The organism is Nocardia sp. NPDC005998, from assembly GCF_040614395.1.
Taxonomy (GTDB): Bacteria; Actinomycetota; Actinomycetes; order Mycobacteriales; family Mycobacteriaceae; genus Nocardia.
The window spans coordinates 623,408-645,755 of sequence record NZ_JBEXUI010000001.1; the positions used below are offsets into that span (position 1 = coordinate 623,408).

Annotated in this window: 23 protein-coding genes; 16 read left to right on the forward strand and 7 right to left on the reverse strand. The window is 65.8% G+C overall.

All coding sequences use genetic code 11. The features are described from left to right. Positions 1-194: 194 nt before the first annotated feature. The 4 genes from ABZ293_RS02925 to ABZ293_RS02940 all read right to left on the reverse strand — a co-directional run bounded on the left by ABZ293_RS02925 (position 195) and on the right by ABZ293_RS02940 (position 3,032). Entirely contained in the window at positions 195-1,565 is a 1,371-nt protein-coding gene (locus ABZ293_RS02925; RefSeq protein WP_355177145.1) for a phosphomannomutase/phosphoglucomutase, read from the reverse strand. 60 nt (positions 1,566-1,625) lie between these two features. Beyond that, positions 1,626-2,015, reverse strand: a complete 390-nt coding sequence (locus ABZ293_RS02930) for a DUF3499 domain-containing protein (RefSeq protein WP_355176994.1) — start codon at positions 2,013-2,015, stop codon at positions 1,626-1,628. Positions 2,016-2,132: 117 nt separating this feature from the next. Then, entirely contained in the window at positions 2,133-2,612 is a 480-nt protein-coding gene (locus tag ABZ293_RS02935) for a metallopeptidase family protein (RefSeq protein WP_355176995.1), read from the reverse strand. A gap of 186 nt (positions 2,613-2,798) precedes the next feature. Next, positions 2,799-3,032 carry a WhiB family transcriptional regulator gene (locus ABZ293_RS02940; RefSeq protein WP_029901515.1) on the reverse strand — a complete coding sequence of 78 codons (234 nt, stop codon included), beginning with the start codon at positions 3,030-3,032 and terminating at the stop codon, positions 2,799-2,801. A gap of 528 nt (positions 3,033-3,560) precedes the next feature. Here ABZ293_RS02940 and cofD point away from each other — a divergent pair. From cofD to raiA, 15 genes are all read left to right on the forward strand, one after another. After that, positions 3,561-4,559 (forward strand): 2-phospho-L-lactate transferase, encoded by a 999-nt coding sequence (gene cofD, locus ABZ293_RS02945; protein ID WP_355176996.1) that lies wholly within the window; start codon positions 3,561-3,563, stop codon positions 4,557-4,559. A gap of 17 nt (positions 4,560-4,576) precedes the next feature. Then, complete coding sequence (locus ABZ293_RS02950) at positions 4,577-5,944, forward strand: coenzyme F420-0:L-glutamate ligase (RefSeq protein WP_355176997.1); 1,368 nt, start codon at positions 4,577-4,579, stop codon at positions 5,942-5,944. 31 nt (positions 5,945-5,975) lie between these two features. Then, positions 5,976-6,494, forward strand: a complete 519-nt coding sequence (locus ABZ293_RS02955; RefSeq protein WP_355176998.1) for an NUDIX domain-containing protein — start codon at positions 5,976-5,978, stop codon at positions 6,492-6,494. A gap of 237 nt (positions 6,495-6,731) precedes the next feature. Beyond that, positions 6,732-7,970, forward strand: a complete 1,239-nt coding sequence (locus ABZ293_RS02960) for an alkane 1-monooxygenase (protein ID WP_355176999.1) — start codon at positions 6,732-6,734, stop codon at positions 7,968-7,970. Between the two features lie 2 nt (positions 7,971-7,972). Beyond that, positions 7,973-8,146: a rubredoxin gene (locus ABZ293_RS02965; RefSeq protein WP_354959580.1), complete on the forward strand. Its 174-nt coding sequence runs from the start codon at positions 7,973-7,975 to the stop codon at positions 8,144-8,146. 41 nt (positions 8,147-8,187) lie between these two features. Next, on the forward strand, positions 8,188-8,379 hold the full coding sequence (locus ABZ293_RS02970; protein ID WP_355177146.1) for a rubredoxin: 192 nt from the start codon (positions 8,188-8,190) through the stop codon (positions 8,377-8,379). A gap of 39 nt (positions 8,380-8,418) precedes the next feature. Continuing rightward, positions 8,419-9,039: a TetR family transcriptional regulator gene (locus ABZ293_RS02975; RefSeq protein WP_354959594.1), complete on the forward strand. Its 621-nt coding sequence runs from the start codon at positions 8,419-8,421 to the stop codon at positions 9,037-9,039. Between the two features lie 296 nt (positions 9,040-9,335). Beyond that, a complete protein-coding gene (locus tag ABZ293_RS02980; protein WP_355177000.1) occupies positions 9,336-10,388 on the forward strand; it encodes an alkane 1-monooxygenase in 1,053 nt (350 codons plus the stop codon). A gap of 68 nt (positions 10,389-10,456) precedes the next feature. Next, positions 10,457-11,941 carry an adenosylhomocysteinase gene (gene ahcY, locus ABZ293_RS02985; RefSeq protein ID WP_355177001.1) on the forward strand — a complete coding sequence of 495 codons (1,485 nt, stop codon included), beginning with the start codon at positions 10,457-10,459 and terminating at the stop codon, positions 11,939-11,941. Between the two features lie 67 nt (positions 11,942-12,008). Beyond that, on the forward strand, positions 12,009-12,650 hold the full coding sequence (locus ABZ293_RS02990; RefSeq protein ID WP_355177002.1) for a dTMP kinase: 642 nt from the start codon (positions 12,009-12,011) through the stop codon (positions 12,648-12,650). A gap of 69 nt (positions 12,651-12,719) precedes the next feature. Next, complete coding sequence (gene mtrA / locus ABZ293_RS02995; RefSeq protein ID WP_354959593.1) at positions 12,720-13,406, forward strand: MtrAB system response regulator MtrA; 687 nt, start codon at positions 12,720-12,722, stop codon at positions 13,404-13,406. A 38-nt stretch (positions 13,407-13,444) separates the two neighbouring features. Beyond that, a complete protein-coding gene (mtrB, locus tag ABZ293_RS03000) occupies positions 13,445-15,331 on the forward strand; it encodes an MtrAB system histidine kinase MtrB (protein ID WP_355177147.1) in 1,887 nt (628 codons plus the stop codon). A 2-nt stretch (positions 15,332-15,333) separates the two neighbouring features. Beyond that, on the forward strand, positions 15,334-17,151 hold the full coding sequence (gene lpqB, locus ABZ293_RS03005; protein ID WP_355177003.1) for an MtrAB system accessory lipoprotein LpqB: 1,818 nt from the start codon (positions 15,334-15,336) through the stop codon (positions 17,149-17,151). 79 nt (positions 17,152-17,230) lie between these two features. Next, complete coding sequence (locus ABZ293_RS03010; RefSeq protein WP_355177004.1) at positions 17,231-17,875, forward strand: ComF family protein; 645 nt, start codon at positions 17,231-17,233, stop codon at positions 17,873-17,875. 263 nt (positions 17,876-18,138) lie between these two features. After that, positions 18,139-18,828 (forward strand): ribosome-associated translation inhibitor RaiA, encoded by a 690-nt coding sequence (gene raiA / locus ABZ293_RS03015; RefSeq protein WP_355177148.1) that lies wholly within the window; start codon positions 18,139-18,141, stop codon positions 18,826-18,828. A 110-nt stretch (positions 18,829-18,938) separates the two neighbouring features. Here the strand turns inward: raiA and ABZ293_RS03020 are convergent, their stop codons facing one another. From ABZ293_RS03020 to ABZ293_RS03030, 3 genes are all read right to left on the reverse strand, one after another. Further along, positions 18,939-19,463 carry a hypothetical protein gene (locus tag ABZ293_RS03020; RefSeq protein ID WP_355177005.1) on the reverse strand — a complete coding sequence of 175 codons (525 nt, stop codon included), beginning with the start codon at positions 19,461-19,463 and terminating at the stop codon, positions 18,939-18,941. A gap of 73 nt (positions 19,464-19,536) precedes the next feature. Then, the gene (locus ABZ293_RS03025) at positions 19,537-19,953 is read right to left on the reverse strand and encodes a hypothetical protein (protein ID WP_355177006.1); all 417 of its coding nucleotides are present in this window, start codon (positions 19,951-19,953) and stop codon (positions 19,537-19,539) included. Positions 19,954-19,965: 12 nt separating this feature from the next. Next, complete coding sequence (locus ABZ293_RS03030; protein WP_355177007.1) at positions 19,966-20,682, reverse strand: helix-turn-helix transcriptional regulator; 717 nt, start codon at positions 20,680-20,682, stop codon at positions 19,966-19,968. Between the two features lie 334 nt (positions 20,683-21,016). On the opposite strand from ABZ293_RS03030, the gene ABZ293_RS03035 reads away from it, so the two are divergent. Next, positions 21,017-22,309 carry an acetyl-CoA C-acyltransferase gene (locus ABZ293_RS03035; protein WP_355177008.1) on the forward strand — a complete coding sequence of 431 codons (1,293 nt, stop codon included), beginning with the start codon at positions 21,017-21,019 and terminating at the stop codon, positions 22,307-22,309. The last annotated feature ends 39 nt before the right edge of the window (positions 22,310-22,348 follow it).

Here is a 22,348-nt window from a genome sequence, read left to right on the forward strand (position 1 = left end):
GCTCCCACCCGGGCTGTCGACTCTGAGCTATCGACACGGGCGCCCAGGTCGGGCGAATCCAACGTCTGTGATTCCACTATTCCAGTCAGGAGCGCACGATGCTCAGGATCTCGGCATCGGGCTGAGTCGTCTACTTCCCTAGTCGTCGAATCCTGAGCATGTGATTCCATTCCGCCGTAATTCCACTATCCCAGTCAGGAGCGGACGATGCTCAGGATCTCGGTTACGAGTGCGTCTACTTCCTCTGTTGACCGCGCCTCGACGTTCAGTCGCAGCAACGGTTCGGTATTCGACGCGCGCAGATTGAACCAGGCATCATCGGCGAGCTGAACAGTGACCCCGTCCAACCGGTCCACCGAGACGGCCCGATCCCCGAATGCCTCCACCACAGCCATCGTTCGCTCCTTCGCGTCCGCCACCGTCGAGTTGATCTCTCCGGACGCCGCATACGTTTGGTACGACGACATGAGCTCCGAGATCGGCCGATCCTTCTCGCCGAGCGCGGCCAGCACATGCAATGCCGCGAGCATGCCGGAGTCGGCGCCCCAGAAATCGCGGAAGTAGTAGTGCGCGGAGTGCTCACCGCCGAATACCGCGCCGGTGGCCGCCATTTCCTGCTTGATGAACGAGTGCCCGACCCGGGTGCGCACCGGAGTGCCACCGAGTTCGTGCACGAGTTCGGGGACCGCGTGCGAGGTGATGAGGTTGTGGATGATGACCGCGCCGGGCTCCTTGGCCAGTTCCCGCTCGGCGACCAGTGCGGTGATCGCCGATGGCGAAATCGGGTCGCCGTTCTCGTCGACCACGAAGCAGCGGTCGGCGTCGCCGTCGAAGGCCAGGCCGATATCGGCGCCGGACTTGCGGACCAGATCCTGCAGATCGACCAGATTCTTCGGATCGAGCGGATTGGCCTCGTGGTTGGGGAACGAGCCGTCCAGTTCGAAGTAGAGCGGCACCACCTTCAACTGCGCAACGGTGCCGAGCACCTCGGGCACGGTGTGCCCGCCCATGCCGTTGCCCGCGTCCACCGCGATGGTGAGCGGACGGACATCGTCGAGATCGACCAGCCCGCGCAGGTACTTCGCGTAGTCGGTCAGCAGGTCGATCTCGGTGGCGCTGCCCGGCGTGCCGTCGTAGCCGGGGACGCCATTGATCACCTCGTCCTTGATGGTCGCCAGGCCGGTGTCCTGGCCCACCGGAAGCGCCTTCGCGCGGCACAGCTTGATGCCGTTGTAGCGGGCCGGATTGTGGCTGGCGGTGAACATCGCGCCAGGACAGTCCAGGTGACCGGAGGCGAAGTACAGCTGATCGGTCGAGGCGAGGCCGATATGCACCACATCCAGGCCCTGGCCGAGTGCGCCGTCGGCAAAGGCGGCGGCGAGTTCCGGTGAGGATTCACGCATGTCGTGTCCGATGACCACGCGGGTCGCACCCTCGGCGCGCATCAACCGCGCGAACGCGGCACCGACATCCTTGACGAATTCCCCGTCGATTTGTTCACCGACGACACCGCGGACGTCATACGCCTTGATCACCGCGTTCACGAATTCGGCAGAGCGGGCCACTGTCATGGTGACCACCCTAGTGGCTCCCACCGACGCCGCTGACACGGTCCCGCCCCGACCTCAGTTGGGCGGGTCCGGCAGCACTCGAAGGTGTCCGCGACGGCCGGTGCGGGTGGCGCGCGGCGGAGGCGGTGCGTAGTCGGAGTAGCCACGCCGATCGTGCTCCGGGGGACGGCGGCGCAATCCGGCCTCGCGGACCGCTTCGGCCAATGCCGTCAGATCGTCGTCATCCGGTGTGTTGGAAGAGAATCCGCCCTCGTGGCGCACCATCTCCCAACCCTTCGGCGCGGTGATGCGGGAAGCATGTGTTTCACACAGATCCCAAGAATGCGGTTCGGCCACCGTCGCCAGTGGCCCGACTACCGCGGTCGAATCGGAGTACACGTAGGTGAGCGTCGCAACAGCGGGATTCTTGCAACCTGGTCGGCAGCAACGACGCATGGGGATCACGCCGATGAGAGTAACCCCCTCGAGGCCGCGATGTGCTCAGACACGCTAAGGATTCGGGGTTTTCGGGCGCGAAATCACCCGTCGGGACTGTGCCGTTGGTTCGCCCGCGGCGTTCGCTCACTCGCCCTCGGGGTCGATAATGTCCGGATCGACGCCGAGATAGGTGGCGATCTGCTGGACGAGCACCTCGCGCAGGAGATCGACGAGATCGTCCGGATCGCCCGCGCGCAGTTCGAGTGGCTTGCGGAACAACACGATTCGGGCCCGGGTGGCCACGCCGTGTCGGTCCACACCGGCCGGTATGAGCCGCGACAGCGGCACCGGTCCGTCGGCCACCACCTCATCCGGCCAGGTAACCGAATCCGGGTGCAGCGGACGGATTTTCGGCACATCGTCGACCGCGATATCGAGTTTGGTCAGCCGATCGTGCCAGCGGGTGTCCAGCGGTGCGAAGGCCTCGAGGACCAGCCGGTCGAATTGCTGCCCCCTGGTGCGCCACGCGGGCACGGTCGGCGGGAGCATCGGCCCGCGCACCCCGCGCCCACGGCGGATCACCGAACGTGCGGTCGGTGGACGACGGTTACGTGAACGGGCCATGACTAAAACTTAGGCCAATTCGCCGCCCCGTACCTTCGCCGCCCCGCTGGCGCGTTGGCGGCCGACGGCGCGGTACGGGGGTCGACTGCTGGGCGTGCCCCCGGAGTCACCCATCCGCCAGCGAAGCAGTTGTCGCGTCGGCGACGCGCTGTGCTCGCGGGCAACTCCGGGGCATGCCCCAGGTCTCTAGCCGATGCCGCGCTTCAGGCGGCGCCGCTCTCGTTCGGAGAGGCCGCCCCAGATGCCGAAGCGTTCATCGTGTGCGAGTGCGTATTCCAGGCACTCGTCGCGTACCTCGCAGCCCATGCAGATCCGTTTGGCCTCACGGGTCGAGCCGCCCTTCTCGGGGAAGAACGCCTCCGGATCGGTCTGTGCGCACAGGGCACGTTCCTGCCACTGCTCCTCGATGGATTCGAACATCTCATCGAAGCCCGTCACGACCAAGCTGAGCCGGGGTGCTGTCACTCCGTCGATCATCTCGGGCTCGATCTGATCCGGTTCGATCCGACCGATCTCTGCGCAGACGCCACGTGCTGCGCCTGCTGTGGAATCGGTTTGCGATACGCCGCCCGGCATGCCCGAAGGGGCCAGCTCATTGGCCATCGCTCCGCCTCCTCACTGTGTGTTAGCGCAGATTGATTCTTTCCGTCGGACCAACACGCACACCGACGGCCGTACCCCGCGACGTTGTCCCGCGGACATCCCCGAGCTTGCCACCCCGGTGCGAACACCTGTTCGAAAAACCGTCCGCGCCTTGAACTCTCGCGCGAACCCGAAATGACATGACTGTGATTAGACACGCCGGACGTGTCGATGGTCAAGCCGCCGTCGCAATTCCGTTACTATCCGCAACCGCATTCCATAGCTGATCTTGAACGCGGAACAGCAAATGAGCAGCAAATACGGGATGAGTCGCGGCCGCTTCGGCAGCGCATAGGCTGTGTCGATGTGACTCCACAACAAGCGGACACCGCACCCGCCAGTGGTCCCAAGATTGCCGTCCTGGTGGGCGGGGTCGGCGGCGCGCGCTTCCTTCAGGGTGTCCGGGAACTGCTGCCCGATGCCGACGTTTCCGCCATCGTCAATGTCGGTGACGACGTCTGGATGCACGGCCTCCGGATCTGCCCCGACCTCGATACCTGCATGTACACCCTCGGTGGTGGCATTGATACCGAACGTGGCTGGGGCCGGGTCGCAGAGACCTGGCATGCCAAGGAAGAACTCGCCAAATATCATGCCCAGCCGGATTGGTTCGGGTTGGGGGATCGCGATATCGCCACGCACTTGGTTCGGACCGAAATGTTGCGCGCCGGGTACCCGCTCTCCGCGGTCACCGAGGCGTTGTGCAACCGATGGCAACCGGGCGTAAAACTCATCCCGGCTACCGACGATCGCTGCGAAACCCACGTTGTTGTCAGCGACCCCGACAACCCTGGCGAACGCCGCGCGATCCATTTCCAAGAGTGGTGGGTTCGCTACCGCGCGGACATCGAGACACACGGATTCGCCACAATTGGGGCAGATGAGGCCAAACCGGCACCAAATGTGACGCAGATCATAGCCGAGGCCGACGCTGTGCTATTGGCCCCGTCCAACCCCGTCGTGAGCATCGGCGCCATCCTCGCGGTGCCCGGTATTCGCGGTGCGCTGCGCACCACCGAGGCCAAGGTGATCGGCATCTCCGGTGTGATCGACGGGAAGCCGTTGCGCGGCATGGCCGATGAATGCCTTTCGGTGATCGGCGTCGAGACCACCGCCGAGGCGATCGGGCGCTACTATGGCGCGCGCTCGGCCACCGGCATCCTGGACGGGTGGCTGATCCACACCACCGATACCGCGGATGTGCCCGGTGTGGAGGTGCGCAGCGTGCCATTGCTGATGACCGATCCTCCGACCACCGCTGAAATGGTCCGGGAGGCATTGGATCTGGCGGGAGTCAAGCCGTGAGTCAGGGAGGTGACGCGATGTCCGAGCGGACCGTCGACGCGAACGGACCGGTCGACCACGCGGCGGGGGAGTTGCGCATCCTGCCGGTCACCGGACTGCCGGAGTTCCGGCCGGGCGACGACGTCGGTGAGCAGATCGCGGCCTGTGCGCCGTGGCTGGTCGATGGCGACATTCTGGTCGTCACGAGCAAGATCATCGCCAAGTCGGAAGGGCGCATCGTCGAGGCGCCGCTGGATCCGGAGGAGCGCGACAGCGCCCGCCGCGCCCTGGTCGAACAGGAGGCGGTGCGCGTGCTCGCGCGCAAGGGCCGCACGCTGATCACCGAGAACAAGCTCGGCATCGTGCAGGCCGCCTCCGGGGTGGACGGATCCAATGTCGAGCAGGGTGAACTCGTCCTGCTGCCCGCCGATCCGGACGGGAGTGCCAAGGCGCTGCGGACCGCGCTGGCGGAGCGGCTCGGCGTGCAGGTCGCGGTGGTCATCACCGACACCATGGGCCGGGCCTGGCGCAACGGTCAGACCGATACCGCCATCGGCGCGTCGGGGCTGCGGGTGCTGTACGACTACGCGGGCGCGGTCGACGGACAGGGCAATGAACTGCACGTCACCCAGGTCGCGGTGGCCGACGAACTGGCGGCCGCCGCAGATCTGGTGAAGGGCAAACTCGGCGGCGTCCCGGTCGCGGTGGTGCGCGGGCTGCCGGTCACCGATGACGGATCGTCGGCGGCGGACCTGTTGCGCGGCGGCATCGATGACCTGTTCTGGCTCGGTACGGCCGAGGCGATCGAGCGCGGACGCAGCGAGGCGCTGCTGCTGCGTCGCTCGGTTCGCCAATTCGCCGACACTCCGGTCGATCCCGAAAGCATCCGCGCCGCGGTCGCAAAGGCGCTCACCGCGCCCGCACCCCATCACACCCGCCCGGTGCGCTTCGTCTGGGTCCGCAAACCCGGCCTGCGCGGCCAACTGCTGGAGGCCATGGCCGCGCGGTGGCGGGCCGATCTGACCGCCGACGGGCTCGACCCGGAGCGGGTGGAACGCCGAATCGCCCGCGGCCGAATCCTTTACGACGCACCCGAAGTGATCATCCCGTTCTGCGTGCCCGACGGTGCGCACGACTATCCGGATGAGCGGCGGCGCGGTAACGAACGGACCATGTTCACCGTCGCGGTGGGCGCGGCCGTGCAAGGCCTGCTCGTCGCGCTGGCCACCGAGGGCATCGGCAGCTGCTGGATCGGCTCGACCATCTTCGCGCCGGAAATCACCCGCGACGTACTCGGCCTCGCCGACGACTGGAATCCCCTCGGCGCCATCGCCATCGGTCATCCCCTGGAGGAACTGACCCCCCGCCCGGTCTTCGGCCCCGGCCCCGGTCTGGTCGAGCTGTGAGCGTCCGGGAATTCGCTACCGGAGTAGACGAGTGAGCGCCGGTTCGCTGCACGCCTCGGCGACGACGCTGCTCGAATCGTGGCGGCCCGCGACGGGCACCGATGCATCGCTGCGGGAGGCGATGCTGGCATTCCTCGGGTCCGCACCGCGCGGATGTCTGCGTGAGCACGCACCCGGCCACATCACGGCCTCGGCCGTGGTCTTCTCCCATGATGAGCGTGCGGTCCTGCTGACCCTGCACCCGCGCGTCGGCCGCTGGATCCAACTCGGCGGGCACTGCGAGGAAGGTGACGAGACGGTGGCCGCCGCCGCGCTGCGCGAGGCCACCGAGGAGTCCGGTATGCCGGACCTGCGCATGGATCCGGAACTGTACGGCGCGCAAGCACATCCGATCACCTGTTCGCTCGGCCGCCCGACCAGGCATCTCGACCTGCTGTTCCGCATCGTGGCCCCGGCCGGTGCCGTCCCGATCCGCAGCCACGAATCCACCGACCTGCGCTGGTGGCCGGTCGACGCACTGCCCGACAACGCCGACGTCCTGCTGCGCTGATCGGCCGAACCGCCACAGATACCGCGCACGATCGCCGCGTGATCCCGCATTCGCCGGGGTGACGCGGCGATTGTCATTTCGGGCATGCCGCGCTCACATCGGTGTCCGATTTGCCGTTTCGGCCAGTCTTTACAAATTGCCTGATTTGTCTAGACGAGAGACAGATTGATCTCTATTGTCAAGAGTAAGTGGTACTGCACATCACATGTGATGTGCCGCTTTGATGAGGAGACAACGATGTCCACGGAAACTCATGCGTCCGGCCCTCGGGTCGAGGCGACCGACTGGCGCGACCGCAAGCGCTATCTGTGGCTGTGGGGGCTGTTCGCGCCGACCGGCCTCTTCACCATCGGCCTGCCGCTGATCTGGGCGTTCAATGAATTCGGCTGGCACAGGCTGGCCCAGGTGCCGTTCTGGCTGGGCCCGGTGCTGGTCTATGTGGTGATCCCGCTGGCCGATATCTTCTTCGGTCCGGACGGCGACAACCCGCCCGATGAGGTGATGGAGTACCTGGAGAACGACAAGTACTACCGCTACCTCACCTACCTCTACCTGCCGTTCCAGTACGCGACGCTGATCATGGGCGCCTACCTGATCACGGCGGACCACCTCAGCTGGCTCGGCATCGACGGCGGACTGCACATCGTCGACAAGATCGGCCTGGCCATCACCGTCGGCATGATCGGCGGCATCGGCATCAATACCGCGCACGAACTCGGCCACAAGAAGGTCCATCTGGAGCGCTGGCTGTCGCGGATCGCCCTGGCCCAGTCGTGCTATGGCCACTTCTACATCGAGCACAACCGCGGCCATCACGTGCGCGTCGCGACGCCGGAGGATCCGGCGAGTTCCCGGGTGGGCGAAACATTCTGGGCCTTCTGGCCGCGCACGGTCTGGGGCGGCCTGACCTCGTCGTGGCGCTTGGAGCGGACCCGGCTCGAGCGCCTCGGCAAGAAGCCGTGGAGCCTGCAGAACGAAGTGCTCAGCGCCTGGCTGATGTCGGTGGTGCTGTACGCGGTGCTGCTCGCGGTATTCGGAATCGGTCTGCTGCCATATCTGATCCTGCAGGCGGTCGTCGGCTTCAGCCTGCTGGAGGCGGTCAACTATCTCGAGCACTACGGCCTGGTCCGCCAGCGCACCGCATCCGGCCGGTACGAGCGGCCCGCCCCGGTGCACAGCTGGAACAGCGACCACATCGTCACCAATATCTTCCTGTACCACCTGCAGCGGCACAGCGATCATCACGCGTATCCGACCCGGCGCTATCAGACGCTGCGCAGTTGGGACGGTGCGCCGAATCTGCCGAGCGGCTACGCCAGCATGATCCTGCTCGCCTACTTCCCGCCGCTGTGGCGGCGCGTGATGGACAAGCGGGTGATCGCGCACTACGGCGGCGATATCAGCCGTGCCAATATCCATCCGGGCAAGCGGGACAAGGTGATCGCGCGCTACGGTACGCCCGGCGCGGCGGCGTGATCATGAGCAGATTTCGTTGTCCCGTCTGCGATTACGTCTACGACGAGCTGAAAGGTGCACCGCACGAAGGGTTCCCGGCGGGCACGCCGTGGGAGACGGTTCCCGACGACTGGTGCTGCCCTGATTGTGGTGTGCGCGAGAAGATCGACTTCGAACCTCTGGGAGTTCCGAAATGAGTACAGCATCGCGTAGCGATTCAGTGAGGGGTGGTGGCCGGGTGGCGGGCGGGCCCGAATACAAGCTGTTCCAGTGCATCCAGTGCGGTTTCGAATACGACGAGGCCAAGGGCTGGCCGGAGGACGGAATCGAACCGGGCACCCGCTGGGACGATATTCCGGACGACTGGACCTGCCCGGACTGTGGTGCGGCCAAGGCCGACTTCTACATGGTCGAGATCGAACGGTCGTGAATTTTGACTGCGGCAACCACCCGTGACAACCTCGCGGGTATGCCGCGCACCGGACCGAGGGTTTCCTATCAGGAGGCGGCGCGGGAACTCCTGCGCACCTCTGTCCTGGATTCGATGCGCGAACTGCTGACCGAGCGGGACTGGTCGAAGATCACCCTGGGCGATGTGGCCACTCGGGCCGGAGTCAGCAGGCAGACCCTCTACAACGAATTCGGTTCGCGCGCCGGGCTGGCGCAGTCCTACGCGCTGCGCCTGGCCGACGATCTGGTCGATCATGTCGGCTCCGCGATCGACGGCAATATTCACGACGCGCGCGCTGCGTTCGAGGAGGGGCTGCGCGATTTCTTCCAGGCGGCCGCCGCCGATCCGCTGGTGCAGTCGCTGGTCGCCGGTGAGGTGAAGCTGGATCTATTGCGGCTCATCACCCTTGATGCCGAGCCGTTGCTCGAACACGCCACCGCGCGGCTGTCCATCGCCTTCCAGCACAGCTGGGTGCAGGCGACGGCAACCGAATCCGATGTGCTGGCCCAGGCTTTGGTGCGGATCGCGCTGAGTTATATCCCGACGCCGCCCGCGCCCGGGCGCAACGCACCCGCCGAATTGAGTGCGGTTTTCAGTCCGTACGTCGAGGCTATTCTTGCGTCGCAAGAACAGCGCTGATCCCATCATTGGGAAGTTGACGGTTTGCGGTAAGTGTGCCGTGATTGTGGTCGCATGTGAAGGTGCTTAAAAACCAACCGGAAGGCATCTAACTGCTGACACCTTTCAACGGCGAGCCGCTGTGTAACGGTCGTAAAGTCTGTATGTATTGTCATGCGTCGGAGTTAGGGTACTTACTTAGCGGGGCAAACGTGCAAACGGTTGGCAAACCGGCGGGGTCTCCCGACCCCAAACGCCATCTGTGGGTTCTCGGACTGGTCGCTCCTTCGATCGCATTGCTGCCATCACAGTTGGTCTTGCATACTGGCGCGCCGGTCTTCTGGTGGATCGGGCCGATCATCGTGCTGATCGTGATCCCCGTGCTGGACTGGGCCGTCGGTGAGGATGGCAGCAATCCGCGCGATGAGGATTACGAGTTGCTGTCCAACGACCGGTACTACCGATGGTGCACCTATCTATTCCTGCCGGTCCAGTTGATCGGCCTACTCATCGCCGCCTATATGTGGGCGGGCGACGATCTGTCCGTGGTCGACAAGCTCGGGCTCGCAATGACTCTCGGGTTCGTCAGCGGTATCGGCATCAATGCGGCGCATGAACTCGGGCATCGGGTCGAAAATCTGGAGCGCTGGCTGGCCAAGATCTCGCTCGCGCAGTCCGGATACGGACACTTCTTCGTCGAGCACAACCGCGGCCATCACGCGCGGGTGGCGACGCCGGAGGATCCAGCAAGCGCCAGGCTGGGCGAATCGCTCTGGGAGTTCTTGCCGCGCAGCATTTCCGGCGGATACCGCTCCGCCATCCGGCTCGAACGCGAGCGCCTCACTCGCAAGGGCAAACGCTGGTTCAGTCCGAACAACCACATCCTGCAGGCGTGGGCGATGAGTGTGGTGCTGTTCGGCGCGCTGCTCGCGGTCTTCGGCTGGCGCGTGCTGCCGTACCTGGCGCTGCAGGCGGTGATCGGCGTCATGCTGCTGGAGACGGTGAACTACATCGAGCACTACGGATTGCTGCGGGCCCGCCGCCCCAATGGCCTCTATGTGCGCTGCTCGCCGCGCGACAGCTGGAACAGTGACCACCTGGTCACCAATATCTTCCTGTTCCACCTGCAGCGGCACAGCGACCACCACGCCAATCCGGGGCGCCGCTACCAGACCCTGCGCAGTTCGATGCAGGCGCCGCAGCTGCCCGCGGGATACCTGTCCATGATCGTGTTCGCGGCCGTTCCGCCGCTCTGGCGCGCCATCATGGATCACCGCGTACTGGCCCATTACGGCGGCGACATCACCCTGGCGAATATTCAGCCGCGTAAGCGCCGCCGGATCCTGATGACTTACGGCGTGACCGCGTAGTTCACCTGGTCCGGCAGCGACTAGCCTTGTGTCGGTACTGACGAACCAGGAGAGGCTGATAGAGGCAGATGACGACCTCAGAACTTCCCGCACGCACGTCCCTGACCGCCGATGTCCGCAACGGCATCGAATACAAGGTGGCGGACCTGTCGCTGGCTGAATTCGGCCGCAAGGAGATCCGCCTCGCCGAACACGAGATGCCCGGCCTGATGGCCCTGCGCCGCGAGTACGCAGAGGTGCTGCCGCTCAAGGGTGCGCGCATCTCCGGTTCGCTGCATATGACCATCCAGACCGCGGTGCTGATCGAGACCCTGACCGCGCTCGGCGCCGAGGTCCGCTGGGCCTCGTGCAACATCTTCTCCACCCAGGACCACGCCGCGGCGGCCGTCGTCGTGGGCCCGCACGGCACCGTGGACGAGCCCAAGGGCACCCCGGTCTTCGCCTGGAAGGGCGAGACCCTGGAGGAGTACTGGTGGGCCGCCGAGCAGATGCTGACCTGGCCGGGTGAGCCCGCGAACATGATCCTCGACGACGGCGGTGACGCCACTATGCTCGTGCTGCGCGGTGCGCAGTTCGAGAAGGCGGGTGTGGTGCCGCCGGAGGACGAGGACCACTCGGCCGAGTACAAGGTCTTCCTGAACCTGCTGCGCGAGCGCTTCGAAACCGATAAGACCAAATGGGGCAAGATCGCCGAATCGGTGCAGGGCGTCACCGAGGAGACCACCACCGGCGTGCTGCGGCTGTACCAGTTCGCGGCGGCGGGTGAGCTGGTGTTCCCGGCGATCAATGTCAACGACTCGGTCACCAAGTCCAAGTTCGACAACAAGTACGGCACCCGCCACTCGCTCATCGACGGCATCAACCGGGGCACCGATGTGCTGATCGGCGGCAAGAAGGTATTGATCTGCGGCTACGGCGATGTCGGCAAGGGCTGCGCGGAATCGCTTGCGGGACAGGGCGCCCGGGTGCAGGTCACCGAGATCGATCCGATCAACGCCTTGCAGGCGCTGATGGACGGCTACGACGTGGTCACCGTCGAGCAGGCGATCGGCCAGGCCGATATCGTCATCACCTCGACCGGCAATAAGGACATCATCACCCTCGACCACATGAAGGCGATGAAGGACCAGGCCATCCTCGGCAATATCGGTCACTTCGACAACGAGATCGATATGGCGGCGCTGGAGCGTTCCGGTGCAACGAAATTGAATATCAAGCCGCAGGTCGACCTGTGGACCTTCAAGGAGTCCGGCAAGTCGATCATCGTGCTGTCCGAGGGGCGGCTGCTGAATCTCGGCAATGCGACCGGACATCCGTCGTTCGTGATGTCGAACAGCTTCTCCAACCAGGTGATCGCCCAGATCGAGCTGTGGACCAAGCCGGACGAATACGATAACGAGGTCTACCGCCTGCCCAAGCACTTGGACGAGAAGGTCGCGCGCATCCACGTCGAGGCACTGGGCGGCACGCTGACCAAGCTCACCAAGGATCAGGCCGAGTACATCGGCGTCGATGTCGAGGGTCCGTACAAGCCCGACCACTACCGCTACTGAGCAGGGTTACCCGTCGGCCCGATATGGGCCGACGGGCCGAGGCGGCAATTGATTTGGCGGAGGATTCGTGCTGATTGCGGTGGAGGGTCTCGACGGCGCCGGGAAGCGGACGCTGATCGATGGCGTTGCCGCGGAGCTGCGCGCCAAGGGCCTGCGCGTGGAAACGCTCGCCTTTCCACGCTACGGGCGCTCGATCCACGCGGATCTCGCGGCCGAGGCATTGCGTGGTGGGCATGGCGATCTCGCCGATTCGGTACACGGGATGGCGCTGATGTTCGCGCTGGATCGGGCGGGCGCGCGTGATGAGTTGTCGAAGCTGTTGGCCGACAATGACATCGTGATCCTGGACCGCTACGTGGCCTCCAACGCCGCGTATTCGGCCGCGCGAATGCAGCAGTCGGCCGACGGTGAAATCGTGCGCTGGGTGGGTGAATTGGAGTTCGGTCGCTTCGATTTGCCGGTGCCGATGCTGCAGCTGTTGCTGGACGTGCCGACCGAGGTTGCGGCCGAGCGTGCCCGGCTGCGTGGCGAACTCGACCGGACCCGTGCCCTCGATGCCTACGAACGCGACGGCGGTCTACAGCGGCGCACCGGCGAGGTGTACCGTGAGCTGGCCGAACGGGACTGGTACGGGCCGTGGTGGAGATACCGATCCGGTGACGATCCGGCGACGCTGGCTGCTCGAGTGGCCGAATTTGTTGCCGGATAAGGTTGGATGTGCGGCGGGATTGCACCAGTGTTGGCGTGGCGGCCCGTTCCGAGCGCGAGAGATGACAACATAGTAGTTATGAAGCCGAAGATTCTGGTCGTCGACGACGATATGGCACTCGCTGAGATGCTCACGATCGTCTTGCGCGGGGAAGGGTTCGACCCGCATGTGGTCGGCGACGGCACGCAGGCGCTGGCGGCGGTTCGTGAACTCCGCCCCGATCTGGTGCTGCTGGACCTGATGCTGCCCGGCATGAACGGCATCGACGTATGCCGTGTGCTGCGGGCCGACTCGGGAGTTCCGATCGTCATGCTGACGGCGAAGACCGATACGGTCGACGTCGTGCTCGGTCTGGAGTCCGGGGCCGACGATTACATCGTCAAGCCCTTCAAGCCCAAGGAGCTCGTCGCCCGCGTGCGTGCCCGCCTGCGCCGCACCGAGGAGGAGCCCGCCGAACTGCTCTCCATCGCCGATATTGTCATCGATGTGCCTGCACACAAGGTGACCCGCGGTGGCGCGCAGATCTCACTGACGCCGCTGGAGTTCGATCTGCTCGTGGCGCTGGCCCGCAAGCCGCGCCAGGTCTTCACCCGTGAGGTGCTGCTCGAGCAGGTCTGGGGCTACCGGCACGCCGCCGACACCCGGTTGGTGAACGTCCATGTGCAGCGGCTGCGGGCGAAGGTCGAGAAGGATCCCGAAAACCCGGAGATCGTGCTGACCGTCCGCGGCGTCGGTTACAAGGCCGGACCCCCGTGATCGGAGGCGACGCGGATCGTTCGACCGCCCCGCCCACAGTGGTGCAGCGCATCGAACGATCCCTCGCGCCGGTGGTGGCTTGGCTCAAGGAAGTCGGCAGCGCACTCGGCCATGTTTGGCGGCGTTCGCTGCAGTTGCGCGTCATCGTGTCCACACTCACGCTGTCGCTGATCGTCATCACGATCCTCGGCGTGGTGCTGACCAGTCAGATCACCGACCGACTGATCGACGCGAAGATCAACGGCGCGGTCGAGGAGATGGATCGCGCCCGCAATACGGTGGAGAGCCAGCTGGCCGGTGTGCACGATATCGGCACCCAGCAGCAGCGTCTCATCGATGCGCGCAATGCGCTGTCCAACCGCGGCGGGACCGGCCAATCCACCGGTGTCGCAGGCAGTTTCGACTCGGCGCTGAGCCTGGTCGGCGGCACTCCGCAGCAGCTGATCTCGACCGGGCCGATCCAGGAGGTGCCCGAGGAGTTGCGCCGATTCGTCGCGCGCAACCAGGTCAGCTACCAGTTCGCCACGGTCTCGGATCCGGACGGCTATCACGGCCGGTCGCTGATCATCGGCAGCCCGAGCGCGGAGATTCCGACGCTGCAGATCTATCTGATCTTCCCGCTGGCCAATGAGGAGCGCAGCCTATCGCTGATGCGCGGCACCATGATGATCGGTGGCATCGTGCTGCTGGTGCTGTTGGCGGCGATCACGGCGCTGGTCACCCGGCAGGTGGTGCTGCCGATCCGTTCGGCTGCGCGGATCGCGGGCCGCTTCGCCGACGGCAGGCTCAAGGAACGCATGCTGGTGCGCGGCGAGGACGATATGGCGCGGCTGGCCCAGGCCTTCAACGAGATGGCGGAGAGTCTGTCCAACCAGATCAGTGAGCTGGCGGAGTTCGGAAATCTGCAGCGTCGCTTCACCTCCGACGTCAGCCATGAACTGCGTACCCCGCTGACCACCGTCCGCATGGCTGCCGACCTCATCCACGGCAGCAGCGACGATCTGGATCCGGCCCTGGCGCGCAGCTCCGAACTGCTGGTCACCGAACTCGACCGGTTCGAGGGTCTGCTCAACGATCTGCTCGAGATCAGTCGCCACGACGCCGGTGTCGCCGAATTGCAGGTCGAATCGCTCGACGTGCGGATGTGCGCGCGGGCCGCGATCTCCACCGTGCGCCATCTGGCCAGGGAGTCCGGTGTCGAGGTCGTCATCGATATGCCGGAGGAGCCGCTGGTCGCCGAGGTCGATCCGCGTCGGGTGGAACGGGTGCTGCGCAATCTGCTCGCCAATGCGATCGACCACAGTGAGGGCAAGCCGGTGCTGATCCGGATGCGTGGCGATGTCGAGGCCAATGCGGTCGCGGTGATCGTGCGCGACCAGGGCGTCGGCCTGCGGCCCGGTGAGGAGAAGCTGGTCTTCAACCGGTTCTGGCGTTCGGACCCGTCGCGGATGCGGCGTTCCGGCGGCACCGGACTCGGTCTGTCGATCAGCGTCGAGGATGCGAATCTGCACGAGGGCAAGCTCGAGGCATGGGGCGAAATCGGCATCGGCGCGAGTTTCCGGCTGACGTTGCCGCTGGTGCGCGGTAAGAAGATGGGCGCGAGCCCGCTGCCGCTGGAACCGGTAACGCGCAAGGCATTGCCCGGGGCGCGGGCCGGTACCGAACCGGCCGGTCCGGTACCGGCCGCCGAGGGCACCGTCACGGAGCTGGCTTCGGTGCACCGAGCCGAGACGAACGGCGCCGACGCGCCCCCGATCGCCGCCCAAGACTCCATGGACGCCGATTCGGACTCGAACGGCGGCACGCCGAGCGCCAGCAACGGCGCGGGATCAGTGGCCGACGAGGCGGCATTCGACGCCGACAGCGCAGAATCACGGCAGGCCGGGCGCAGCGTGCCCGGTGATGGCGGGGACGTACAGTCATGAGGATGCGTAGCTGGTATCCGAGGCGCACTTCGCTGCGGCTGTCCGCGCTCGGCGCGGCGGCGGTCGCGGCGTCGCTGGTACTCACCGGATGCGCGAGCCTGCCGGAATCCTCCGCACCCCAGGCACTCGGCACCATCAATCGCCAGCCCACGTCCGACGGCCCGCCGCCGCCCATCGCCGGTCGCGATCCGGACCTATTGCTGCGCGACTTCCTGCAGGCCACCGCCGATCCGGTCAATCGGCACCTGGCCGCAAGGCAGTACATGACACCGTCGGCGTCGGCGCAGTGGGACGACTCCGCGGGCACCTTGATCGTGGACAAGGCCGATACGCTGCGCGAATCACGCTCCGGCGATAAGGCGACCTATGTGATCCGGGCGCACAAGGTCGGCGAGTTGGCCGCCGACGGTGCTTACCGCGCGATCGACGCGCCACTGGAAAACAAGATCGAGATGACCAAAGTCGACGGCGAATGGCGCATCGATGAGCTGCCCGACGGCGTGGTGATGGAGCAGACCGCGTTCGCCAAGTCCTACCGCCGCTACGTGCTGTACTTCGTGGACCCGTCCGGCGCCGCGCTCGTCCCGGATCTGCGCTGGATTTCGGTGGCCAAGAACCAGCTGGCCCAGCGGCTGCTCAGCCTGCTCAGCGACGGCACGCAGCCCGCACTCGCCTCGGTGGTGCGCAATGAACTCGCACCCCCGGTGACCTTGCGCGGACCGATCACCAAGCCCAATAACGACAACACCGACGTCGGTGTGGGACTCGGCGGGGTGCGCATCGATTTCGCGAACGCCTCCGGACTGTCCCCACGCGATAAGGAGCTGTTGGCCGGACAGGTGGTGCTCACGCTGGCGGGTGCCGAAATCCTCGGCCCGTACATGCTGCTCGCCGACGGCAAACCGTTCGATGACCGCTTCGCCGCCAATGGATGGTCGGTCGCCGACGTCGAACAGTTCAGCCCCGCCGTGCTCGGGCGCAACCAGATCGGGCTGCACGCCCTGCGTAACGGTTCGCTGGTACAGGTCACCGACAGCGGCATGATCACCCCGCCCGGTTACTTCGGTGCGGTGAACAATCTGCAGTCGGTCGCGCTTTCGCCGGACGGACAACTGGTCGCCGCGGTCGCCGACGCCGGGCGTCCCCCGCCGGGACCGCCGCGCACACTGATGGTCGGCAGCTACGGCGGCAATGCCTTCCCGGTCGCCGAGGGTTCGACGATCAGCCGACCGTCGTGGAATGTCGATGGCACCGCGGCCTGGGCCGTCATCGATGGCGAGCGGGTCATCCGGGCGGTCACTGATCGCGGCACCGGGACGGTCTCGGTGCAGGAGGTCGATATCTCGGCGCTGATGGCCTCGACACAGGGGGCGTCGCTGCGACTGCCGATTACCGAATTGCGGATCTCCCGCACCGGCGTGCGCGCCGCGCTCATCGCCGACGGCAAGGTCTATGTCGCGGTGGTCGAACGGCGCCCGGACGGCAAATACGCGCTCACCTCGCCGCTGCAGCTAGCACTGACACTCAGCACCCGGGCGGTGTCGTTGAGCTGGCTTACCGCGGAAACCATCGTCATCGCGAGGGAGGGCAACGTCGATCCGCTGACAACTGTTTCGATCGACGGATCGCAGCCGACCCCGCAGATCAGCCAGAATCTGACCGCGCCCGTTCGGGTGGTCAGTGCCTCGCCCGAAGCCGAGTATGTCGGAGATTCGCGCGCGGTGCTCCAACTCCAGTACAGCGACCAGACCGCGGACCGCTTCTGGCGCGAGGTACCCGGCCTCAATGGCGAGAACTCGGTTCCGGTACTGCCCGGCTGACCGGTGGCGGCGGAACGGGTACTGAGACAGGACATTCGGCCGGAGTAAACCTGTCGGTGGGTGGGCGCAGACTCGTGCGATGCGGACACTGCTCGATCTGATCCTGCCCACGGACTGCGCCGGATGCGGTGCGGTCGGGGTCGGCTGGTGTGCGGAATGTGCGGCGACGCTGGCCCGGCCGCCGATGCGGGTGCGACCGCGCACCGATCCCGGTGTGCCGTGCTGGGCGCTCGGTCCGTACACGGGTCCGGCGCGACGGGCGGTGCTCGCGGTGAAGGAGCGCGGGCGACGCGATCTCGCGGAGCCGTTGGGGCTGGCGCTGGCTGCCGGTCTGATGCGGCTGCGCGGCGATGCACGGCCACTGGTGCTGATCCCGGCGCCGAGTAGGCGGGCGGCCGCACGACGCCGCGGCGGGGATCCAGTGGTCCGGACGGCGCGGGCGGCGGCGGGATGGCTGCCGGATTGCCGGGTGGTACCGATGTTGCGGGTGTGGTGGGGTGTGCGGGATTCGGTGGGCTTGACAGTCAGTGAGCGCCAACACAATATGCGCGGTCACGTAGTGGCCGCGCCAGGTGCCGGTGCCGTACCGGAGATCCCGGGGAATGCGGAGGTCGTGCTGGTCGACGATGTGCTGACGACCGGGGCGACGGCCCGCGAATCGGTCCGCGCGCTCGGCCGGATACCCGTGCCGGTATGTGCCGTGTTGGTGACGTGTTCGGCTTGACTCCGGGAAATTTGCGTGAACACTGGCGGACCGCTCGTTGGCGTACTAGCGTCGCGATCACACACCCGAACCGGGAGTTTGGAGGTGGCGCCTCGGACATCATGTGCCGAGAGAGTGTCTATCGGCACGGCTAATCCCGCCGCACGCACGTTGGTCTGTGCGGCCATATCCGGGAGGTACGCGTGACGACTTCTTCACGACCTTCAGTGAAAGTTGCCCCCTCTGTTAAAGAGGCCCAGTCCTCGGTGCTGGCTGACAGCACCTTGGAGGAGACAGCCGAACCCGCAGCGGACCGACCTCGAGCGCCTCGCGGCGATGTCGTGGTGAAGGGCCGCAATGTCGAGGTTCCCGACCATTTTCGAATTTACGTCGCGGAGAAACTCTCCCGTCTCGAGCGCTTCGATCCGTCGATCTTCCTCTTCGATGTGGAGTTGTTCCACGAGCGCAACCGTCGTCAGCGCAAAGCCTGCCAGCGCGTCGAGATCACCGCGCGCGGCAAGGGCCCGGTCGTCCGGGCGGAGGCCTGTGCGGACAGCTTCTACGCTGCCCTCGAATCGGTAACCGGCAAGCTGGAGAGCCGATTGCGCCGCACGAAGGACCGGCGCCGAGTGCACTACGGGGACAAGACGCCCGTATCGGTCGCGGAGGCTACCGCCGATCTGATCGACGATTCGCTGTTCGCGCCGCTGAACGAGACAGCGGCAGCGCACGATCATCCCGAGGTCGAGGGCCGTAGGCCCGCCGAAACCGAACCTGAGGATTACGCGGCCGGTCCCGGCCATATCGTGCGGACCAAGGTCCATAGTGCGACCCCGATGTCGGTCGACGATGCGCTCTACCAGATGGAGCTCGTCGGCCACGACTTCTTCCTATTCCAGGACAAAGAGACCGACCGACCGTCGGTCGTCTACCGTCGCCATGCATTCGACTACGGCCTGATCCGGCTCGCGTAGGCTCCCCCTGCTTCTCCGGGCATTCAGCCGATCAGCTGGGTGCCCGGAGATTTTGTGTTGCGGGACCTGCTGTCCGGATCGGCTTTCCGATGCGGTTGTCGCGTGGGCGATCAGCGCCGTCGGTCTCGGAAAAAGGTTCTGTGCAGCAAGGAATCTCGGCGTTGCGGGCGCATGGCCGCCAGCATGACCAGGTCGGCGAAGGTCTCCGCATCGCGTTCGCGCGCGGATTCATAATCGCTGCGCCCCAGCACGTATGCGATGGACTCCGGGGAGATCGATGGCAGCAGTTCGGCGATGGCCGACAGCGGTCGCGGGGTCGGCGCCGATGGCTCGGTCGCCGATTCCGGTCCGTGGCCGAGCAGCATGTGGCCCAGTTCGTGCACGATGATGTGCTCGGCATGCCATTCGGTCGTATCGGCGCCGTAGACGATGATGTCGCTGTCGCGCTTGGCAATCCACAGCCCGCTGCCGGTGCCGCAGCCGGTGCCGGCGAGCAGTGCGGTGTCCACCGGTTGCAGGGTGATGGTGCGGCCTCGATGCTCGGCGACGGCGTCGAGGTAGGTGCTCAGATTCCAGGGGGACGGTATCGGTACGTCCCGGGATACCTCCCGGAACCGGTTCTCCATACCGGGCATTCGTGGCGATCTCCTACAGCGCTGCGGGTAGCTCACGATGCTACCCAGCCGTTGGAAACTGCCCGATTCGCGGTCACCGCATGGGGTGGTCCGTACTTTCGATGAGTGTGGTCAACGCCGCGAGATCGATATCGGACCCGCGCAACGCGATACTGGCAACATTGGCGTCACGCATGGTGGCCAGCAGTTCGAGTTCGCGATCGATCGCGGCCGCTGCGGCGCCGGTGGTGGTCAGATAGTTCGCGCTCACCCCGAAACAGTGGGCGATCGCGGCGAGCAGGTCGGATCCGACTGGTGCGGAGTCGAATTCGCCTCGACGCAACCGGTCGAGCTGATCCGCCGAGACGGTGCGGCCCAACTGTGTGCCGACCTGTTCGGCGACCGAGGCGGTCGTGCGCTCGGGCTCCGAACGCGGGTGCACGGTCGCGAAAAGTCGATTCACCTTGTGGCTGAGCGTCAGTCGCGCTCGGTTCGTCGCCTCGTCGGTCATCTGCGTCGCCCTCTACTTCTTGCCGTTTCGAATCGATGTCGCACCCGGATTGGCCGCCAGCCAGCGCGCGCGGAATCTGGCCTCGGTGACGGCGTCCACATCCTCCACCCGCCCGGCCAGCCAGCGACGATAGCGGCGTTCCAGTAGTTCGGCGGGATCGTTCGATTCGGCTGGCACGTCCAGCAGATGGGAGAACGCCATGGCGACCAAAGGGTGCAGGGGTCGGCCCGGGCCGCCGTTGCGTTCCAGCATCGCGGTGGCATAGCGCGCGGACAGTCGAGAGACGACGTCGTTCAGCTCCGAAATGGCCGACAGCAGTCGGGGTTCGGTGGTCCGGACGCGTTCGACCGCGTCGTTGAGCCGACCGGATGCCGCGAGCAGCCCGGTCAGATCCGAGATTTCGAAGCGGATCGAATCGGGTCCGGAGACGATCGACTCGTCGGTGCTCGCGGCAGGCGCCGCGCCCTCGCGCGCGGTAGGGTCGCCGCCCGCGTAGGTGCGTGCCGCACTGCCGGGCAGCCAGCGCAGCGGTGCGTCGAGCTTGTTCAGGGTGTGCGTGCTGATCGCCGCGTCGCCGTCTTCGATTTTGCGGATCGTCGGCGCCGAGGGCCCTCCCAGATCGCCGATCTGCATCTGTGTCAGGCCGAGTTCGTCACGGCGCTCCTTGATGATTCGGCCGAAGCGCTTATGTCGCGACAGCTCCGAAGGGCTTTGCATAGTGAGGCTCATGCTAGAGCTCTTTTGGGTTAAAAGACAACTTCATAGAAAAGATTTGAAAAACGAATGGAAAGATTGCTATCGTTTCCTTGCGCCGGAAGGGTGTCGACGTCGGCCTTGCGGGTTCCGGAACGAGCAGGGGCGTTCGCCGGGACGGGCGCCCCCGGTCTGCTGCGCAACGGCGCGCCGCAGGCCGGGACCGGCTGGGCGCAGGCTCGTTTCGGGTGTGCGGCGTCTCGGCTCAGCGGCAGATGGAGGGGATCGCTGAGCCGGGTATGCCGGCCTGGACCTTTAACTTACTTCCGAGTAAGTTTGTGGAATAGGTCTCTCGAGGAGGACAAACCCCATGGCTACCAATGCTGCTCGCCGTGCCGTCATCGTCTCCGGTGCGCGCACGCCGTTCATCAAGGCGTTCACCGACTACACGCGGATGGATTCGATCGCGTTGGCCGATGCCGCGGTGCGCGGGCTGCTGGAGCGGACCGGGCTGCCCGGTGCACAGGTGCAGGCCATTGTGTGGGGCGGGGTGATCCTGCCGAGTGCGGCGCCGAATATCGCGCGCGAGATCGCGTTGGATCTCGGTCTCGACGCCGGGTGTGAGGGGTACACGGTGACGCGGGCATGCGCCTCCGGACTGCAGGCGATCACCTCGGCCGTCGCGGCGATCGAGCGCGGCGAATACGACATCATGATCGCCGGAGGCAGTGATTCGACGAGCAATGCCGAGGTGAAGTTGCCACAGAAGCTGGTGCACGCCGGAGCGCCGCTGGCGCTGGGCAAGCCGAAGCCGAAGGACTATCTCATGGCAGCGCGTCAGCTCGCGCCGTTCACCGATCTGCTGCCGAGTCGACCGAAGATCGCCGAACGCACCACCGGTGAGGTGATGGGGGAGTCGGCGGAGAAGATGGCCCGCATCCACGGGATCAGCCGTGCGGATCAGGATGAATTCGCGGCACGTTCGCATCACCGTGCCGCCGCAGCCATCGATTCGGGGCGCTTCGATGACGAGGTGCTGCGGGTGCGCACGCCGGACGGCGCGGATATCACCCGCGATGGACTGGTGCGCGCGGGTACCAGCGTCGAGAAGTTGGCGCGGTTGCAGCCGGTCTTCGCCCGCGACGGCAGCGTGACCGCGGGCAATGCCAGCCCGTTGACCGACGGTGCGTCAGCGGTGCTGCTGATGAGCGAGGAGACCGCGCATGCCCTCGGCTATCGGCCGCTGGCGGCGTTCCGCTCGTGGAGCTATGTCAGCGTGGACCCGACCGATCAGGTGCTGATCGGCCCGGCCATCTCCATGCCGCGCGCCCTCGATAAGGCCGGAATGTCACTGGGCGATATCGATTTCGTCGATATCCACGAGGCCTTCGCCGCCCAGACGCTGTCCGTGCTCGCCGCACTGAACAGCGACGAGTGGGCCAAGACCCGTCTCGATCGCGACACCGCGGTCGGCGAGGTCGATATCGACAAACTCAATGTGCACGGCGGCTCGGTCGCCCTAGGTCATCCCTTCGGTGCCACCGGCGCCCGCATGGTCACCACAATGGCCAACGAATTGGCCCGCACCGGCAGAACCGCCGCTCTCCTCGGCATCTGCGCCGCAGGCGGAATCGGCGCATCGGCGGTGCTGGAGCGCGTCTGATCACCGCGTGTGTGATCAGTGACAACTGATTTCGTGAGT

Bases quoted from the DNA above. Each gene is read 5' to 3' on its own strand.
- ahcY (WP_355177001.1), top strand. From the start codon at position 10,457: ATGACGACCTCAGAACTTCCCGCACGCACGTCCCTGACCGCCGATGTC.
- ABZ293_RS02960 (WP_355176999.1), top strand. From the start codon at position 6,732: ATGTCCACGGAAACTCATGCGTCCGGCCCTCGGGTCGAGGCGACCGAC.
- ABZ293_RS03020 (WP_355177005.1), bottom strand. From the start codon at position 19,463: ATGCCCGGTATGGAGAACCGGTTCCGGGAGGTATCCCGGGACGTACCG.
- ABZ293_RS03010 (WP_355177004.1), top strand. From the start codon at position 17,231: ATGCGGACACTGCTCGATCTGATCCTGCCCACGGACTGCGCCGGATGC.
- ABZ293_RS02935 (WP_355176995.1), bottom strand. From the start codon at position 2,612: ATGGCCCGTTCACGTAACCGTCGTCCACCGACCGCACGTTCGGTGATC.
- ABZ293_RS03025 (WP_355177006.1), bottom strand. From the start codon at position 19,953: ATGACCGACGAGGCGACGAACCGAGCGCGACTGACGCTCAGCCACAAG.
- ABZ293_RS02975 (WP_354959594.1), top strand. From the start codon at position 8,419: ATGCCGCGCACCGGACCGAGGGTTTCCTATCAGGAGGCGGCGCGGGAA.
- ABZ293_RS03035 (WP_355177008.1), top strand. From the start codon at position 21,017: ATGGCTACCAATGCTGCTCGCCGTGCCGTCATCGTCTCCGGTGCGCGC.
- ABZ293_RS02950 (WP_355176997.1), top strand. From the start codon at position 4,577: ATGTCCGAGCGGACCGTCGACGCGAACGGACCGGTCGACCACGCGGCG.
- ABZ293_RS02965 (WP_354959580.1), top strand. From the start codon at position 7,973: ATGAGCAGATTTCGTTGTCCCGTCTGCGATTACGTCTACGACGAGCTG.
- ABZ293_RS02940 (WP_029901515.1), bottom strand. From the start codon at position 3,032: ATGTTCGAATCCATCGAGGAGCAGTGGCAGGAACGTGCCCTGTGCGCA.
- ABZ293_RS03030 (WP_355177007.1), bottom strand. From the start codon at position 20,682: ATGAGCCTCACTATGCAAAGCCCTTCGGAGCTGTCGCGACATAAGCGC.
- lpqB (WP_355177003.1), top strand. From the start codon at position 15,334: ATGCGTAGCTGGTATCCGAGGCGCACTTCGCTGCGGCTGTCCGCGCTC.